At 60.7% G+C, this 17,381-nt stretch carries 17 protein-coding genes; 3 read left to right on the forward strand and 14 right to left on the reverse strand.

What is annotated here, in order from left to right:
• Window positions 1–16: 16 nt before the first annotated feature.
• From BLU75_RS26740 to leuS, 5 genes are all read right to left on the reverse strand, one after another.
• Window positions 17–1,342: a lytic murein transglycosylase gene (locus BLU75_RS26740; protein WP_084376482.1), complete on the reverse strand. Its 1,326-nt coding sequence runs from the start codon at window positions 1,340–1,342 to the stop codon at window positions 17–19.
• Between the two features lie 61 nt (window positions 1,343–1,403).
• Window positions 1,404–1,568 (reverse strand): alternative ribosome rescue factor ArfA, encoded by a 165-nt coding sequence (arfA, locus tag BLU75_RS26745; protein ID WP_003176285.1) that lies wholly within the window; start codon window positions 1,566–1,568, stop codon window positions 1,404–1,406.
• Between the two features lie 210 nt (window positions 1,569–1,778).
• Window positions 1,779–2,816: a DNA polymerase III subunit delta gene (holA, locus tag BLU75_RS26750; protein WP_084376481.1), complete on the reverse strand. Its 1,038-nt coding sequence runs from the start codon at window positions 2,814–2,816 to the stop codon at window positions 1,779–1,781.
• A gap of 39 nt (window positions 2,817–2,855) precedes the next feature.
• A complete protein-coding gene (locus BLU75_RS26755; protein ID WP_084376480.1) occupies window positions 2,856–3,461 on the reverse strand; it encodes an LPS-assembly lipoprotein LptE in 606 nt (201 codons plus the stop codon).
• 90 nt (window positions 3,462–3,551) lie between these two features.
• Entirely contained in the window at window positions 3,552–6,158 is a 2,607-nt protein-coding gene (leuS, locus tag BLU75_RS26760; RefSeq protein ID WP_084376479.1) for a leucine--tRNA ligase, read from the reverse strand.
• A 261-nt stretch (window positions 6,159–6,419) separates the two neighbouring features.
• Here leuS and BLU75_RS26765 point away from each other — a divergent pair, with 261 nt between their 5' ends.
• Together BLU75_RS26765 and BLU75_RS26770 are read left to right on the forward strand one after the other, a co-directional pair.
• A complete protein-coding gene (locus BLU75_RS26765) occupies window positions 6,420–6,737 on the forward strand; it encodes a hypothetical protein (protein ID WP_084376478.1) in 318 nt (105 codons plus the stop codon).
• A gap of 105 nt (window positions 6,738–6,842) precedes the next feature.
• Entirely contained in the window at window positions 6,843–7,604 is a 762-nt protein-coding gene (locus BLU75_RS26770) for a YdcF family protein (protein ID WP_084376477.1), read from the forward strand.
• A 124-nt stretch (window positions 7,605–7,728) separates the two neighbouring features.
• On the opposite strand, the gene lnt is transcribed toward BLU75_RS26770, so the two are convergent.
• From lnt to miaB, 5 genes are all read right to left on the reverse strand, one after another.
• Window positions 7,729–9,252: an apolipoprotein N-acyltransferase gene (gene lnt / locus BLU75_RS26775; RefSeq protein ID WP_084376476.1), complete on the reverse strand. Its 1,524-nt coding sequence runs from the start codon at window positions 9,250–9,252 to the stop codon at window positions 7,729–7,731.
• Window positions 9,253–9,266: 14 nt separating this feature from the next.
• Window positions 9,267–10,106, reverse strand: a complete 840-nt coding sequence (locus BLU75_RS26780) for an HlyC/CorC family transporter (RefSeq protein ID WP_049711385.1) — start codon at window positions 10,104–10,106, stop codon at window positions 9,267–9,269.
• Window positions 10,107–10,133: 27 nt separating this feature from the next.
• Window positions 10,134–10,607, reverse strand: a complete 474-nt coding sequence (ybeY, locus tag BLU75_RS26785; RefSeq protein ID WP_084376475.1) for an rRNA maturation RNase YbeY — start codon at window positions 10,605–10,607, stop codon at window positions 10,134–10,136.
• The gene (locus BLU75_RS26790) at window positions 10,600–11,604 is read right to left on the reverse strand and encodes a PhoH family protein (RefSeq protein ID WP_084376474.1); all 1,005 of its coding nucleotides are present in this window, start codon (window positions 11,602–11,604) and stop codon (window positions 10,600–10,602) included. Before BLU75_RS26790 ends, ybeY begins: the two co-directional genes overlap by 8 nt.
• 215 nt (window positions 11,605–11,819) lie before the next feature.
• Window positions 11,820–13,148 carry a tRNA (N6-isopentenyl adenosine(37)-C2)-methylthiotransferase MiaB gene (gene miaB, locus BLU75_RS26795; protein ID WP_090221600.1) on the reverse strand — a complete coding sequence of 443 codons (1,329 nt, stop codon included), beginning with the start codon at window positions 13,146–13,148 and terminating at the stop codon, window positions 11,820–11,822.
• 132 nt (window positions 13,149–13,280) lie between these two features.
• Here miaB and BLU75_RS26800 point away from each other — a divergent pair, with 132 nt between their 5' ends.
• Window positions 13,281–13,607: a DUF1820 family protein gene (locus tag BLU75_RS26800; protein ID WP_084376473.1), complete on the forward strand. Its 327-nt coding sequence runs from the start codon at window positions 13,281–13,283 to the stop codon at window positions 13,605–13,607.
• Between the two features lie 38 nt (window positions 13,608–13,645).
• Here BLU75_RS26800 and BLU75_RS26805 read toward each other — a convergent pair whose 3' ends face one another.
• From BLU75_RS26805 to BLU75_RS26820, 4 genes are all read right to left on the reverse strand, one after another.
• Window positions 13,646–14,200, reverse strand: coding sequence for a tetratricopeptide repeat protein (locus BLU75_RS26805; RefSeq protein ID WP_084376472.1), 555 nt, complete (start codon window positions 14,198–14,200; stop codon window positions 13,646–13,648).
• A gap of 224 nt (window positions 14,201–14,424) precedes the next feature.
• Window positions 14,425–15,708 (reverse strand): glutamate-1-semialdehyde 2,1-aminomutase, encoded by a 1,284-nt coding sequence (gene hemL, locus BLU75_RS26810; RefSeq protein WP_084376471.1) that lies wholly within the window; start codon window positions 15,706–15,708, stop codon window positions 14,425–14,427.
• 17 nt (window positions 15,709–15,725) lie between these two features.
• Window positions 15,726–16,349 carry a thiamine phosphate synthase gene (gene thiE / locus BLU75_RS26815; RefSeq protein ID WP_084376470.1) on the reverse strand — a complete coding sequence of 208 codons (624 nt, stop codon included), beginning with the start codon at window positions 16,347–16,349 and terminating at the stop codon, window positions 15,726–15,728.
• Between the two features lie 18 nt (window positions 16,350–16,367).
• A complete protein-coding gene (locus BLU75_RS26820) occupies window positions 16,368–17,165 on the reverse strand; it encodes a hydroxymethylpyrimidine/phosphomethylpyrimidine kinase (protein ID WP_084376469.1) in 798 nt (265 codons plus the stop codon).
• Between the last annotated feature and the right edge of the window lie 216 nt (window positions 17,166–17,381).

Raw genomic sequence — 17,381 nt, forward strand, 5'->3', positions numbered from 1 at the left:
CTGAGAGTAAGCAGGTCTAGCGGTTTTGCAGCGACTCCAACAACTTCACTGTCGGATACCCATCTGCCGGCCAGCCCAGCGCCTGTTGCGCGGCACGTATCGCTTTGCGTGTGTTGGCGCCGATAATCCCGTCCGGGTTGCCCGCGTCATAACCGTTGGCACTCAATGCCGTCTGCAGGTCGATACGCTGTGAACGACTCAGCGGCCGCTCATCTTTTGGCCAATCGCCACTAATCACACCGCCACTGCCGAACCGTTCCGACAACAAGGCTACGGCCAAAGCGTAGGATGACGAATTGTTGTACTTGAGAATCGCCCGAAAGTTATCCAGTACCAGGAAGGCCGGGCCTCGATGGCCGGCGGGCAGCAGTAAGGCAGCGGACAGGTGTTCGACGTTCGGCGGGACGCTGGCGCCGGCCGGCACCTGCAGGCCGAGCTTCAGCCATTCGCCCACCGGTTTGCGCACCACGCCATCGGCCAGGGCGTAGTCAAAGCTCAGCGGTAGTTGCTGCACCTCAAAGCCCCAGGGCTGGCCTTTCTGCCAGCCGGAGCTTTGCAGGTAGTGCGCAGTCGAGGCGAGGGCATCGGCGGAGCTGTTCCAGATATCGCGGCGACCGTCGCCGTCGAAATCCACCGCGTGGGTGTTGTAGGTGGTCGGGATGAACTGGGTCTGACCCATCGCCCCGGCCCACGAGCCGCGCATCTGCTCGGCTGGAATGTCACCGTGCTGGATGATTTGCAGCGCGGCCAGTAGCTGCGCCTGGGCGAACGCCGGGCGGCGGCCCTCATAGGCCAGCGTCGCCAGCGAACGGATCACCGAATTGTTGCCCTGGAACTGGCCGAAGTTGCTTTCCATGCCCCACACCGAGACCAGCATTTGCCGATCAACGCCGTAACGTTGCTCGATGCTTTGCAGGATAGCGGCATGCCTGATCAGCAGGATTTTGCCATTGCGCACGCGCACCGGCGACAGCGCGCCGTCGAGGTATTCCCACACCGGGCGGGAAAACTCCGGTTGGCTGCGGTCGGCGCGAATCACCGCCATGTCAGGGCTGACATTGGCGAATGCACTATCGAACACGGCGGGTGTGATCCCGGCCTTCAACGCTTCGACGCGAAACCCGGCCTGCCATTCGGCGAAGGTCTGGGTAGGCTGGATATCCAGGTTGGTCACGGCCAGGGGCGCAACCACGGCGGGAGCGGTGACCGGCGCGGTCTGGAGCGTGGGCAGGGGTTGAGCGTCCGCGGCGGTAGGTTTTTCGGCGCAGGCGACTAACAGAATGAGGCTGGAGGCAGCGATCAGTTGGCGAAGGTGCCAACGACGGGAAAGACTAGAGGGCATGCACAGGTCCAGGAAATACGAATCAGGTGCAGACCTTATCATGCCGGAGGGGCACTTGCCTTCAGGCAGCCAGAAAGTAAGAAGCCTCCCAGCTATTAGACTGGAAGGCTTCGCGGCGGTAGCTGCCTTTGCCCTTGCCGGCGCGTTCCTGGCGGCTGCGGAACAATGGCTGGGCGATAATCGATTTGGCCTTGTTGGGGCCATGCTTGGATGGCTTTTTGCTCATGATGGTTCTCTCATGGGGAGGGGGGTACGGTGCGAATCATCTGCCGAAGTTCTGCCGCTGTAAAGCCCGACGAAACGTAGGCTCGAACCTAGCCCTTTGTAGGAGCGAGCTTGCTCGCGAAGCACGTCAACGATAACGCAGGGTTATTCAGGTAACCCGTATCGCCGGGTGTTTTTTCGCGAGCAAGCTCGATCCTACAGAGAGCGGGAATTATTCGGCGGGGAGTGCCAGGCGCTGGCCGGACATCAACAGCGACAAGCGACTCAAGCTCATCCACGGCGAACCCGGCGCCTGTCCCTTGATCTGCGCGTCAATCCGCTGGGCTTCCAGCAACAATTGCGCCCAGCGTTGTGCCGAGTGGCGTTGCAGAGCCTTGCTCATCAGCGGTTTGCGTTTGTCCCACACCGGCGGTCGAGCCTGGCTGAAGGCCTTGTCCAGCGGCGTGCCCTGACTGTATTGCAGGGCAATATTGGCCAGCAGACGCAGCTCTCGAGCCAGGGCCCAGAGAATCACCGGCGGTTCCACCCCTTCGCCGCGTAGCCCTTCGAGCATGCGCAGGGCGTGGGCGGCTTCGCCATTGAGGATGGCGTCCACCAGGCCGAATACGTCAAAGCGTGCGCTGTCGGCCACGGCCGCTTGGACGGTTTCGACGGTGATCTGCCCACCTTCGGCCATCAGCTTGAGCTTTTCGATTTCCTGGGCGGCGGCCAGCAGGTTGCCCTCGACGCGGGCGGCGATCAGCTCCACTGCGTCCTGGCTTGCGGTGAGCCCGGATTGCGACAGGCGCTGACGAATCCACTGCGGCAACTGGTTGCTGTCTACCGGCCAGATCTGAATGAACTGGGTGTGCGGCCCTTCCACCAGGGCCTTGCCCCATTTGGTTTTCTGCGCGCTGCCATCGAGTTTGGGCAGGCTGATCAGCAGCAGTGTGTCTTCGGCTGGACGCGCGCAGTATTCCATCAATGCCGCGGCACCTTTGTCACCGGGCTTGCCCGAAGGCAGACGGAGTTCCAGCAGGCGCCTCTCGGCAAACAGTGACATGCTCGCCCCGGCTTGCAGCAGCGTCCCCCAGTCGAAACTGGCGTCGGCGCTGAACACCTGGCGTTCATCGAAACCTTGCTGGCGAGCGGCCTGGCGAATGGCGTCGGCGGCCTCCTGACACAACAGCGGATCATCACCGCTGACAATGTAGACGGGCGCGAGGCCACCTTGCAGGTGCTTGGCGAGTTGAGCGGGGGCGAGTTTCATAGGCGCGGCGAACGGGGCGCTAGGCGCGCCCCGCATGGCTTACTCGACAGGTACTTCAACAGGCGATTGTTTTGGCACACTGTTTTCATACTCTTGCGCCGCTTTCAGCGCATCGGCTTCGGCCTGGGCCTTGGCGTCGGCGGTTTGCTGCAGGGCATCCAATTGGGCTGGGCTCAGCAGTTGCAGGCGCAGGACCATGCGCTGCACCAGCTCACGGCGTATTTCACTGCGTACCTGGGTGCTTTCCGAGTCGGTGCCGACCACGTTATTGCCATCGCGGCTGATGACTTTCTGCACTTGCAGTTTGTCGCTGAGCAGCATCACTTGATTATGACCGCGGATTTCGAAATCGAGTTCGGTACTCAGTTCGAGGTCCGACGCGCGACCGGCGCTGGCGTAGCTGAGGTTACGCTGAGTTTCTTTCTCGTTGACCAGAACCAGCTTGTAAGGCGCGCCGGTATAGACGTTGACGCCGCTGTTTTCCAGAACCTGACGCAGTTGAGTCACGGTCTCGCCGTAGGCGTTGCGAGCGCTGACGTCCAGTTCCTTGAGCGCCAGTTCAGTGCTGCCGGTGCCGCGTAGCTGGAAGCCGCAAGCGCTCAGCAAAACAGCAAGACCCATCACCAGCAAGTTGCGTTTGATCATTTTGTTGCTCCCCTTGAAACCATGTGGGCCGTATCACGACCCTGGAGGTTTGGTTCGGCGCCGGGGTTGGTATCCCGGCGCCCGGTCCGATTAGCTAGCGACGATATTGACCAGTTTGCCGGGCACCACGATCACTTTGCGGATCGTCAGGCCTTCGGTAAAACGCAGCACATTCTCGTTGCCGCGGGCGGCAGCTTCGACTTCTTCACGGCTGGCGCTGGCGGGCATATCGATCTGGCCGCGCAGTTTGCCGTTGACCTGGATCACCAGTTGCAGGGTGTCCTGGACCAGGGCGCTGTCATCCGCCACCGGCCAGTCGGCGTCGATCACGGCAGCGTCGTGGCCCAACTGCTTCCACAGTTCATGGCTGATGTGCGGCGTGATCGGTGCCAGCAGCAAGGTGACGGCTTCCAGGCCTTCCTGAATCAGGGCGCGATCCTGTTCGGTGGCGTGCGGCGCTTTTTCCAGCACGTTCATCAACGTCATCACCTGAGCAATGGCGGTGTTGAACTTGTGGTGCTGGCCCACGTCCTGGCTGGCTTGCTTGATAGCCAGGTGGGTGCTGCGGCGAATGAGCTTTTGTTCGTTGCTCAAGGACGCCGTGTCCAGTTTACCCGGCAGGCCTTGGCTGACATGGCTGTGGGCGAGACGCCAGACACGTTTGAGGAAGCGGTGCGAACCCTCAACGCCGGAGTCGGACCATTCCGCGCTCATGTCGGGCGGCGAGGCGAACATCATGAACAGGCGGCAGGTGTCTGCGCCGAACTGGTCGATCATCGACTGTGGGTCGACACCATTGTTCTTCGACTTGGCCATCTTCTCGGTGCCGCCGATTTCCACCGGCAGGCCGTCGGATTTCAGTCTGGCGCTAATGACCTTGGCTTTGCTGTCACGTTCCAGCTCGACGTCCGCGGGGTTGAACCAGGTGTAGGCGCCGTTGGCTTCGCGACGGTAGTAAGTCTCGGCGATCACCATGCCCTGGGTCAGCAGGTTCTTGAAGGGCTCGTTGGAGCTCACCAGGCCTTCGTCGCGCATCAGCTTGTGGAAGAAGCGTGCGTAGAGCAGGTGAAGAATGGCGTGTTCGATCCCGCCGATATACTGGTCGACCGGCAACCAGTGGTCGGCCGCCGATTTCTCGACCAGGCCGCCTTCATAGTGCGGCGAGGCGTAACGGGCGTAGTACCACGAGGACTCGACGAAGGTGTCCATGGTGTCGGTTTCACGCTTGGCAGGCTGGCCGCATTTCGGGCAGCTGCACGCGTAGAACTCGGGCATGCGCGCCAATGGCGAACCGGCACCATCCGGCACTACGTCTTCAGGCAGTACCACCGGCAATTGATCTTCCGGCACCGGCACGTCACCGCAGGTTTCACAGTGGATGATCGGGATCGGGCAGCCCCAGTAGCGTTGGCGGCTGATGCCCCAGTCGCGCAGGCGGAACTGGGTGCGCGAGGCACCGAGGTTCTTCTTGATCAGCGCCACTTCCATGGCGTCGAAAGCGCCCACGAAGTCCAGGCCGTCGAACTCGCCGGAGTTGATCAAGGTGCCGTGCTCGCCGTAGGCCTCTTGCCATGGCGCCGGGTTGGTATCACCGGCGCTGGTGCGTATCACGGACTTGATCGGCAGGTTGTACTTGGTGGCAAACTCGAAGTCACGCTCGTCGTGGGCAGGCACGGCCATTACCGCGCCATCGCCGTAGTGCATCAGCACATAGTTGGCGACCCATACTGGCAGCTTCTCACCGGTCAGCGGGTGTTCGACGAACAACGAGGTCGGCAGGCCCTTTTTCTCCTGGGTGGCGACGTCGGCTTCGGCGACGCTGCCGCCTTTGCATTCGGCGATGAACGCTTGCAGCCCAGGGTCGTTCTGCGCGGCGAGGGTTGCCAACGGGTGCTCAGCGGCCACGGCGACGTAGGTCGCGCCCATCAAGGTGTCTGGACGGGTGGTAAAAACCTTCAGGGTGCCGGTTTCGCCAATCGAATCGACGTTGTACGGGAACTGTACTTCCATGCCACGGGATTTGCCGATCCAGTTGCGTTGCATGGTCTTGACTTGCTCGGGCCAGCCCGGCAGGTCGTCGAGGCTCGACAAGAGTTCATCCGCGTAAGCCGTGATCTTGAAGTAGTACATCGGGATTTCGCGCTTTTCGATCAGCGCGCCGGAACGCCAGCCGCGACCGTCGATCACTTGTTCGTTGGCCAGGACGGTCTGATCGACCGGGTCCCAGTTCACGGTGCCGTTCTTGCGGTAGATCACACCTTTTTCGAACAGGCGGGTGAACAGCCATTGCTCCCAGCGGTAGTAGTCCGGCTTGCAGGTCGTCACTTCACGGGACCAGTCCACCGCCAGGCCGAGGCTGCGCAACTGGGTCTTCATGTACGCGATGTTTTCGTAGGTCCACTTGGCGGGCGCGACGTTGTTCTTCATCGCGGCGTTTTCCGCCGGCATGCCGAAGGCGTCCCAACCCATGGGTTGCAGGACGTTCTTGCCTTGCATGCGCTGGTAGCGGGAAATCACGTCGCCGATGGTGTAGTTACGCACGTGCCCCATGTGTAGCTTGCCGCTGGGGTAAGGGAACATCGACAGGCAATAGAAGGTTTCCTTGCCTGGCTGTTCACTGACTTCAAAGGACTTTTGCTCGTCCCAGAACGACTGGGCGGCATTTTCTATTTCACGGGGCTGATATTGTTCGTGCATGGCTACTTTTGAACTGAATAGGGGTGGCCTAATCCGCTTCAATGCAATGCTCGGGAAGAACGCCGCCGAAAACCGCGCGTCTGTGCCCAAACCACTGCTGGAAGTGGAGTTACAGGAAGCGCCGTAGCATACATGACCCCACTCTATCGAGGGAAACCCTGATTGCGCACCGCTGGCCGTTGGTCGCGGCGCCCGGTCGCTTTCGCCAGCGCAGCTACGCTATTTATTGGGGAGTGAGTCTTATCTTCAATGAGGTGAGGGATGGTCGATTCGCAGCGAATGTTAACGAAACCGGAAGTCTACGAAGGACTGATCGATCGTTTGGGTCGAGCACTGGATGTGGCAAGAACCGCGGGTCGATTGCGTGATGAGCGACCCGATGAGCTGGAACTGCGGGGCTTGAGCCCTGCGGAGTTTGAAGTGATCAAGGCCTATCTGGACTTGAACGAACGTACGGCGCCACGCTGGCTGGCCACCCCGCCAACCAGTGAGCCTGCACGCTCGGCCAAAGTGATATGGCTCAAGGACGTATCGACTGGCCGCGGCCCGGAAAAACTCCGCGCCGTGCGCTTCAAGTAGCACCTTTTAGCCTGATCAGCGTTACCCGGTACCTCTTTCAATCTTCTAAAGATTGTCGCTAAACCCCGTTACACCTTAGGCTTCGGGCATCTTTGGAGATGCTCGATGCCTATTCGCTATTTCATTAAACAATTGCTCTTGCCGCCCGGCATTTTGTTGCTATTGCTGGCATTTGCCTGGTGGTTTCGTCGCAGTCGCCCGCGTCTGGCGGCGGTGTGCTTTGCCCTGGGGTTGGGCGGGATGTGGCTGATGAGCCTGCCGGTGGTGGTGCAATGGGGCGCAAAGGCCCTGGAGACCGAGCCGCCGCTGGTCCCCGATGAATGGGCGAGCCTGGCACAGCGGGCCGATGCCATTGTGGTGTTGGGTTCGGGACGGGAGCGGGGCGATCCGGCGTGGGGCGCCGATCAGCCCACCGGAATCGGCCTTGAGCGCCAGCGTTATGCTGCCAGATTGGCCAAAGCTTCGGGCTTGCCGGTGCTGACCACGGGTGGCCTGCACTACGGCACGCCGCCCAGCGAGGCAGAGATGATGGCGGTGTCGATGCGCGATGATTTTGGCGTCAACGTTCGCTGGAAAGAGGAGCGCAGCCGCACGACCTGGGAAAATGCGCAATTGAGCGCGCAAATCCTGCTGCCCGAGGGCATCAAGCGCGTGGTGGTCGTGACCCAGGCCTGGCACATGCCACGTGCGGTTTGGAGTTTTGAAAAGGCAGGATTCACCGTGGTACCGGCGCCCGTCGGATTTCTGGGAGCCGACAATGCGCGGCCGCTGGGCGGCTGGCTGCCAGAGTTCAAGTCGGTGTGGCAAAGCGGGCAGTTGCTCAACGAGGCGGTGGGGCAGGTGGGGTATCGGGTGTTTTACAGGTAACACCACAGGATAAATGTGTGAGTGGGCTTGCTCACGAAGGCGGTGGATCAGTCAATACACTGGGTGACTGACACTCCGCCTTCGCGAGCAAGCCCGCTCCCACATTGGGCTTTGTGTCTGTCTGCTAGACGGTTTTTGCCATCCTGCCCGCCAGCAACGCCCAGCCAAACAGGCCCAGGCACAGGATGATCAGTGGCCATGAGCGCCATTGCAGGTACGGCGTCAGGTTGTGCATTGGCACGACTTCACCGTAGAGGATGCCGCGTTCGAATTGCGGGATCTGCTGGGTGATCTGGCCAAACGGGTTGATCAGGCCGGTGACGCCGTTGTTCGTCGCGCGGATCATCCAGCGGCCGGCCTCGAGGGCACGCATCTGGGCCATTTGCAGATGCTGCAAGGGGCCGATGGAGGTGCCGAACCACGTGTCGTTGCTGATGGTCAGCAGCAGATCGCTGCGAGCGGCGAGGCTGGCGGCGAACTCGGGGTAGACCACTTCGTAACAAATATACGGTGCAATCTGATAACCCTTGGCCTGCAGCAGCGCCTGGTCCGACGGGCCGCGGGCGAAGTCCGACATGGGCAGGTCAAAGAAGGCAATCAATCCGCGCAGCATATCTTGCAGTGGCACGTATTCGCCGAAGGGCACCAGCTTCTGTTTCAGGTACGTGCCATCGCCTTCGCCGACCACGGTGATCCCATTGAAGTAGCGTTTCTGCTGGTGCAGCTCCTGGCGAATCGGCACCCCGGTGATCAGCGCCGAATCCCGGTCAGCGGCGAACTTGCCCATCATCCCGAGGTAGCCCTCGACGGATTCCTTGAGTACCGGGACTGCGGTTTCCGGCCAGATCAGCAGGTCGACACGCTTGGAGGCAAAGCTCATGTCACGGTACAGCGCCAGCTGCGCACTGAGTTGGTCCGGGTCCCACTTCATGCTTTGTTCGACATTGCCCTGAATCGCCGCGACTGTCAGCGGCGCGCCGACGGGGCTGGTCCAGGCGTGGTGTTTGAGCGCCAGGCCAACCGCCCACGGCGCGACCAATAGCAGTAGGCCAGCGCCGATAAACAGGTTACGCCTGGCGGCCAGCAAGCGCGGCAAGTTACACAGCAGCGCGGCGGTCAGTGCCAGGGCGAAGGAAATCAGCCAGATGCCACCCAGCGGCGCCAACCCGGCCAGAGGACCGTCAAGCTGGCTGTAACCGGAGTAAAGCCACGGGAAACCGGTGAGGAACCAGCCGCGAAACGCTTCCTGGCCCACCCACAATGCAGCAAACGCCAAGGCATCGGCCAACGGCGCCTCATTGCGCCGGAGCCAGCGGACCCAGAGCCAGGCCGGAAGCGCAAAGAACAGGGCAATTGCCGCGGTGAACGCCAACATCAACAGCCCGGCCAGCAATACCGACGCGCCGCCGAAATGATGGATGCTGTAGTAGATCCAACTGGTGCCGGCGCCAAACAGGCCGAAACCGAAACACCAGCCACGGCCCAAGGCCTGGCGGGGTGTCAGTTCACGCAGTGCGGCGTAGAAGAACCCGACCGCCACCAGCGCCAGCGGCCAGATATCGAACGGCGCCAGCGCGAGGGTGGTGATGGCGCCGGCCACCACGGCCAGCAGATTACCGGGCCAGCCGGGGGCAGTCAGACGGCGCATATCAGTCCTTGGGATTAACGGGCAATAGGTGTCAGGCGGATCAGGTGAATCCTGCGGCTATCGGCATTCAGAATGCGGAAGCGATAGGCGCCGATTTCCGTGGTTTCATTGCGCTTGGGCAGATGTCCGAACGCGCTCATCACCAGGCCGCCGACGGTGTCGAATTCATCGTCGGAGAACTCGCTGTCGAAGAACTCGTTGAAGTTTTCGATAGGCGTCAGCGCCTTGATCAGGAAGTCACCGCTGGGCAGCGGTTTGATGTAGCTGTCTTCTTCGACGTCATGCTCGTCTTCGATGTCGCCGACGATTTGTTCCAGCACGTCTTCGATGGTGACCAGGCCCGCGACACCGCCGTATTCGTCAATCACGATGGCCATGTGATTGTGGTTGGCGCGAAATTCGCGCAGCAACACGTTCAGGCGCTTGGATTCAGGTACGAAAGTCGCGGGACGCAGCAGGTCCTTGATGTTGAAGTTGTCGCCGTTCTCCTTGAGGATCAGCGGCAGCAAGTCCTTGGCCAGCAGGACGCCCATGACATCGTCATGGCTTTCACCGATCACCGGGTAGCGCGAGTGCGCCGAGTCGATGACGGCCGGGAGGAATTCTCGCGGGGTCTGGGTCGCCTTGATGCTGATCATCTGCGAGCGCGGGACCATGATGTCCCGTACTTGCAGGTCCGCAACCTGGATGGCGCCTTCGACGATGGCCAGCGCTTCGCTGTCCAACAGTTTGTTCTGATGGGCCTCGCGCAGCAGCTCCAGCAGCTCCTGGCGGTTTTTCGGCTCGTGGGCAAAAGCCTGGGTGATCTTGCCCAGCCATGACTTTTGCCCGTTGCTCGATCGGTCTTCGCTCATAGCGATTACTCTAAATCCTTGATTGTTTCAGTTGAGTGTCGATTGGTATTCGTCGTCGGCATATGGATCGCGGTGACCCAATTCTGCAAGCAACGTTCGTTCCAGCGCTTCCATTTCTTCCGCTTCTTCATCGTCTATATGGTCGTAACCCAGAAGATGCAAGCAGCCGTGGATGACTAAATGGGCCCAATGGGCCTCAAGGTCCTTGTTTTGTTCCTTGGCTTCGCGTTCCACCACCGCGACGCAAATCACCAGGTCACCCAGCAGCGGGATGTCCAGTAATTCGTCGGGTACATCGGCGGGAAATGACAGCACATTGGTCGCGTAGTCTTTCTGGCGCCAGGTGTGATTCAGTTCGCGGCCTTCGGGCTCGTCCACCAGGCGGATAGTCAACTCCGAGTCGGCGCTGCGCTGGCGCAAGGCCAGTGCGCACCATTGACGGAATTGTTCTTCGGTGGGGGCGGGCGCTTCGGTAGCCAGTTGCAGATCAAGCTCAAGCATCGCGGCGGGCGTCCTTGGACAATCCGTCGTCGCGATGTTCGAAGCGCTCGTAAGCTTCGACAATGCGCTGGACCAGCGGGTGGCGCACCACGTCCTTGGGCATGAAATGAGTGAAGCTGATCCCCGGCACATCCTTGAGCACCTCGATCACCTGGGCCAGGCCCGATTTGGTGCCTTTGGGCAGGTCGACCTGGGTGATGTCACCGGTGATCACGGCGGTGGAACCAAAGCCGATACGGGTCAGGAACATCTTCATTTGCTCGACAGTGGTGTTCTGGCTCTCGTCGAGAATGATGAAGCTGTTGTTCAAGGTGCGACCGCGCATGTAAGCCAGCGGGGCAATCTCGATCACCTGGCGCTCGATCAGCTTGGCCACATATTCAAAGCCGAGCATTTCATAGAGCGCGTCGTAGAGCGGGCGCAGGTACGGATCGATCTTCTGCGCCAGGTCACCGGGCAGAAAGCCGAGTTTTTCGCCGGCTTCCACCGCCGGGCGCACCAGCAGGATGCGTCGCACCTGCTCACGTTCCAGGGCGTCTACCGCGCACGCAACAGCCAGATAGGTCTTGCCGGTACCGGCCGGGCCTATGCCGAAGTTGATGTCGTTACCGAGAATTTCTTTGACGTAGCGCTGCTGATTCAAGCCGCGTGGGCGAATCATGCCTTTTTTGGTGCGCAACGACACACTGGCTTCGGCCACCGGGTTGTTGGCCAGTTCCTGCACCGCCGATTCCTGCAAATACAGGTGCACGGTTTCCGGTGACAGCTCGCTACCCTTGGTTTCACGGTAGAGGCGCTTCAGCAGGTTTTCTGCCGACGTGGTGTGTTGGGGTTCACCAATAAGCTCGAATTGATTGCCGCGATTGCGGATCTCGATGCTCAGGCGTTGTTCGATCAGGCGCAAATGCTCGTCGAACTGTCCGCACAGATTGGCGAAACGGCGAGCCTCAAAAGGCTCGAGGAGGAAACGATGGGGTTCTACTGTCGGTGCGTTCAAGGTCGCTTTTAGCCGCCCTTTGGCAATGGATATGAAAGAGAGAATAACGCCAGCCGTCGGTGTACGAAAGCACTTAAACGGCGCATTTTCGCCGTGGCCAATTCTGTAGGAGCGAGCGTGCTCGCGAAAAACCACAGCGATAGCGCGGGTATTCTGAAAAAACGCGCCGTCCTTGAGTTTCTTGCGAGCAAGCTCGCTCCTACGGGGAGGCGCATTTACTGGATCAACGAGCCGCGCAACGAGTGCGGTTGCGCCGCGTCGATGTACACGTCGGCGAACTGGCCGATCAAGGTCGGGTTGTCGCAACGGAAGTTAACGATTCGATTGTTTTCCGTGCGCCCCTGCAACTCGCCCGGGTCTTTTTTCGAATAGTCGGTGACCAGGATGCGCTGGATGGAACCGACCATTTGTCGGCTGATCTCGAAACCCTGTTGGTTGAGACGGTGCTGTAGCGCGTTCAGACGCTCTTTTTTCACGGTTTCCGGGGTTTCGTCCACGAGGTCTGCCGCCGGGGTGCCGGGGCGCTGGCTGTAGACAAACGAATAGGAAAAGTCGAAACCGACGTCTTCGATCAGCTTCATGGTTTGCGCGAAGTCTTTCTCGGTCTCGCCGGGGAACCCGACGATAAAGTCCGAGCTGATGCAGATCCCCGGCACTGCGGCGCGCAGTTTGCGCAGCTTGGATTTGTATTCCAGGGCGGTGTGGTTGCGCTTCATCGCCGAAAGAATACGGTCCGAGCCCGATTGCACCGGCAAATGCAAATGCTTGACCAGCTCCGGGACCTCGGCGTGGGCCTGGATCAGGCTGTCGGAGAACTCCAGTGGATGCGAGGTGGTGTAGCGAATCCGCTCGATACCGTCGACTGCCGCCACGACGCGTATCAGCTCCGCCAGGTCCGCCAGGCGCCCGTCGTGGGTCAGGCCGCGATAGCCGTTGACGTTCTGCCCGAGCAGGGTCACTTCGCGCACGCCGTTTTCGGCCAGGTGAATGATTTCCGCCAGTACATCGTCAAACGGTCGGCTGACTTCTTCACCGCGGGTGTAAGGCACGACGCAGAACGTGCAGTACTTGCTGCAACCTTCCATGACCGACACATACGCGCTCGGGCCGTCGATGCGCGGTTCGGGCAGGTGATCGAATTTTTCGATTTCAGGGAACGACACATCGACCTGCGGCAGCTTGGTGATACGCGCCGCGTCGATCATTTCCGGCAAGCGGTGCAGGGTTTGCGGGCCGAAGACCACGTCGACATAGGGGGCGCGGTCGCGAATCGCCGCGCCTTCCTGGCTGGCCACGCAACCGCCGACGGCAATCACCATGTCCGGATTGGCCAGTTTCAATTCACGCCAGCGGCCCAGTTGCGAGTAGACGCGGTCCTGGGCGCGTTCGCGGATCGAGCAGGTATTGAGCAGGATCACGTCGGCATCTTCGGCGCGGGCGGTGACTTCCAGGGCCTGGTGTTCACCCAGCAGATCGACCATGCGCGAGCTGTCGTACTCGTTCATTTGGCAACCGTGGGTTTCGATGTAGAGCTTCTTGGCCATGGGGGATCGTCAACTGGTGGTAAAGAACCGCGTATTATAGGGGGCATGCCCATTGGTTCCTAGCACTGTGCATCGGGTGCCATGCTATAGTTCGCGCCCTCTTTTATATCGCCGATGTGTTACTCGTCCCCCATGACCAAACGTGAAGCTCCAATCTACAAGGTGATTTTCCTTAACCAGGGCCAGGTGTTCGAAATGTACGCCAAGCAGATCTATCAAAGTGATCTGTGGGGCTTCCTGGAAGTGGAAGAGTTCGTCTTCGGCGAGCGCACGCAGTTGGTCGTCGATCCGGGCGAGGAAAAGCTCAAGGCCCAGTTTGAGGGCGTGGTACGCAGTTTCGTGCCGATGCATTCGATCGTGCGCATCGATGAGGTCGAGCGCCTTGGCACGCCGAAGATCAGTGAAGCGCGTGGCGTGAGCAACGTCATGCCGTTTCCAATGCTGATGCCTGAAAAGTAGGGCTTGCTCGCGAAAGGGCCTTCAGAGGCGCTGAAGACTCAAGGCAGAGGCGAGAACGGTGAGCTCCCGTCCGCACTCTGCAGTTCCTGCAGGTAGTTGCGGAAAATCTGTCCCAGTACCTGAGTCGCCACTTCCAGCTCATCGCGCTGCATCTGCTCGGCCACCTCGTCAGCGGTGTCCAATGCCTCTTCAGCGCCGTTGACCGCCGCCATTTTCAGCACGATATACGCCTGAACGTTATTGGCCGCCACGCCTTCGCCGTGGAAGAACATGCTGCCCAGCTGGAATTGCGCCTGAGCATGCCCCTGCAGCGAAGCTTTCTCGAAGAAGCTCAAGGCCTTGTTCAGGTCGTGGGAAGGATTTTTGCTGTCGTGGAAGAATTCACCCAACTCGTATTGCGCCTGCGCATCCCCACTGTCGGCCAGCGTCTGACAGGCGCTCAGTGCCTGCGCCTGGCTTTCGGGCTGAGTATCGAGGGTGCAGCGACCCATCGCCGGGATCAACAACGAGTTGCCGCCTGCTTGTGCTTGCGCGAGCAGCGGCTGAAGGAGCAACAGGCAGCCCAGTACCAGGGTGCGGCCGGTGCGTTTCATGGGAATCGACTTACCTCTGACGGGGCGTGTGAATCACAGCGTGATCCAATAAGCGCGCATTATGAAATAAGCAGGCCACTGCTTACAAAGTCTTTACTCGTTTTTCTGCTGCGTTGGCAAGTTATCCGCCGGATTGCAGGTGATTTCTCGAAAAAATAAGAAAATAACTGTAAGCAAGGTAGCAAATCTGACGCCGCCATGGGCGACGTCAGGTTTTAGCCGACTTATTTCAGGGCGGCGAAGGCGCGTTCAGCAGCGTCAAGGGTCAATTTCAGCTCGGTTTCACCGTGAGCGATGGAGGTGAAGCCTGCCTCAAAGGCGCTCGGCGCGAGATAAACGCCGCCTTCCAGCATCAAGTGGAAGAAGCGTTTGAACAGATCGGCATCGCTGCCCATTACGTCGTCGAAGGTCACGATATCGTCGGCACCGCTGAAATACAGGCCAAACATGCCTCCGGCCTGTGTGGTGACGAACGGTATGCCCGCCGCATCGGCACGTTGTTGCAGGCCGTCCAGCAGGCGCGTGGTGTAGTCGGCCAGTTCGGCGTGGAAGCCAGGGCGACTGATCAGGCGCAAGGTGGTGAGGCCCGCGGCCATGGCCAGCGGGTTGCCGGACAGGGTGCCGGCCTGGTAGACCGGGCCCAGCGGTGCGATGTGCTGCATGATCTCGCGCTTGCCGCCGAAGCAGCCGACCGGCATGCCGCCGCCGATGATCTTGCCGAAGGTGCTCAAGTCCGGCGTGACGCCGTAATGTGCCTGGGCCCCGCCGAGGGCAACGCGGAAGCCGGTCATCACTTCATCGAAAATCAACACGACGCCGTGTTTGTCACACTGTTCACGCAGACCTTCGAGGAAACCGGGCGCTGGCGGTACGCAGTTCATGTTGCCGGCCACGGGTTCGACGATGATGCACGCCACCTCCTGACCGACTTCGCCGAGCATCTGCTCGACGGCGGCGATGTCGTTGAAGGGCAAGGTCAACGTGTGTTTGGCAAACGCAGCCGGCACACCGGCCGAACTCGGCACACCTTGGGTCAGCAGGCCGGAGCCGGTCTTGACCAGCAGGCTGTCGGAGTGACCGTGGTAGCAACCTTCGAATTTGATGATGCTGTCGCGGCCAGTAAAACCACGGGCCAGACGAATCGCGCTCATGGTGGCCTCGGTGCCGGAACTGACCATCCGGACCATCTCCATCGACGGCACGATGGCGCAGACCAGGTCGGCCATCTCGGTTTCCATGGCGGTCGGGGCGCCGTAGGACAGGCCGTGTTCCAACTGCTTGCGCACGGCGTCCAGCACCTCCGGATGGCTGTGACCGAGGATCATCGGCCCCCAGGACCCGACGTAGTCGACGTAGCGCTTGTCATCTTCGTCGGTGACGTAGGCGCCTTCGGCATGCTTGAAGAACAGCGGCGTGCCGCCCACGCTTTTGAAAGCGCGCACCGGCGAGTTCACGCCACCGGGGATGTGTTTCTGGGCGTTGGCAAACAGGGTTTCGGAACGAGACATGGGGAGGTTCTCTGAATTCAGGATTTGAGGAGTTCATTGAAGGCGCGGGCGCGGCGCGTCACTTCCTGGGCGCTGTCAGCACCAAACAGGCCGTGGACCACCGCCAGCAGGTCGGCGCCGTGGGCCACCAGCGGTTCGGCGTTCTCCAGGGTAATGCCACCGATCGCGCAGATCGGCACGTGCAGCCGGGCGCGAGCCTCGGTCAACAGCTCAACGGTGGCCGCCGGCGCGCCGGGTTTGGTGGTGGAATTGAAGAAGCGGCCGAAGGCGATGTAACTGGCACCTTCCTTGGCGGCCTGTTCGGCCAGTTCGATCTGACTGTGGCAGGTGGCGCCGATGATTGCCCCACGCCCCAGCAACGCCCGGGCCGGGGTCAGTGGGCCGTCGGTCTGGCCCAAGTGTACGCCGACGCCCAAGCGTGCAGCCAACTCGGCGTCGTCATTGATGATCAACTGAGTCTTGTAGCGTGAGCACAGGTCGCGCAGTTTTTCGGCTTCACGCAGGCGGCGCGCCTCGTCGCTGCTTTTATCGCGGTATTGCAGCAAGGTCACGCCACCGTCCAAGGCCGCCTCGACGTAGGTGAGGAACTTTCCGGCCAGTAGTTGGCTGTCGGTAATGGCGTAAAGGCCACGTAGTTTCATCGGACAGGCCTCTTGATATTACGAGCAGAAATCCAGCGGCAAACGACGAGGCACATACTGTCCCTGGCCGAGTTGTTCGGCGTCACGCAGGGTACGCCAAGTGTAAGCGAGGGCTGACTCCACGGCGCTGTCCAGCCGTTCGCCCTGGGCCAGACGGCCGGCGAGGGCGCTGGCCAGGGTACAACCAGAACCGTGATAACTGCCGGGCAGGCGCTGACAGGTAAACGTGTGACGAGTACCGTCGCGGCTATACAGGCGATTGTGGACTTCCTGCTCGTCGCCGTGACCGCCGGTGATCAGCAGGTGCCGGATAAACGGCAACAGCTTCTCGGCGCATTCGTCCGCCGTGCCTTCGGGCAGATCGGCGAGGATGCGTGCTTCGGGCAGGTTGGGCGTGGCAATCAACGACAACGGCAATAACCGCTCACGCATCGCGTAGCCGACCTCGTCCCTGCCCAGGCTGCCGCCACCGCCGGCGCGCAGGACTGGGTCGCAGACCACCGGCAGATGCGGGTGCTCCTTCAGCAGTTCGACCACGGTGTCGACCATCGCGATGGAACCCAGCATACCCAGTTTGACCGCGGCCACTTCGGAGTCGCCAAGTACGGCGTTGGCCTGAGCCAATACCCAGTCGCGATCGAGTACGCGGAAATCGCTGACATTGACCGTGTTCTGTACCGTCAGCGCAGTGACGGCCGGGGCCGCATGACAGCCTTGGGCGAGCAGGGCTTCGATATCTGCCTGCAGGCCGGCGCCACCACTGGGATCATGGCCGGAGAGACAGAGGACAACAGGGCGAGAGCTGTAGATATTCATGGTGCGCGAGCTTACCACCAAACGCTTTTTGCGTGGCTGTCGGGGAGCGCGTGAATTTCAGGGAAATGTGGTAGCTGGGTGGCGCACTGCTATCATCCGGGGTCGATGCGAAACTGCCTGAGAGGCCCGCGTTAGAGCCTTTAAAGAATTATTTCAATGGTGTCCTTTGGCCTTTACCGGCTATGCTAGAGTGGATCCAAATAACTACAGTATCGC

The organism is Pseudomonas mucidolens (genome assembly GCF_900106045.1).
GTDB lineage: Bacteria > Pseudomonadota > Gammaproteobacteria > Pseudomonadales > Pseudomonadaceae > Aquipseudomonas > Aquipseudomonas mucidolens.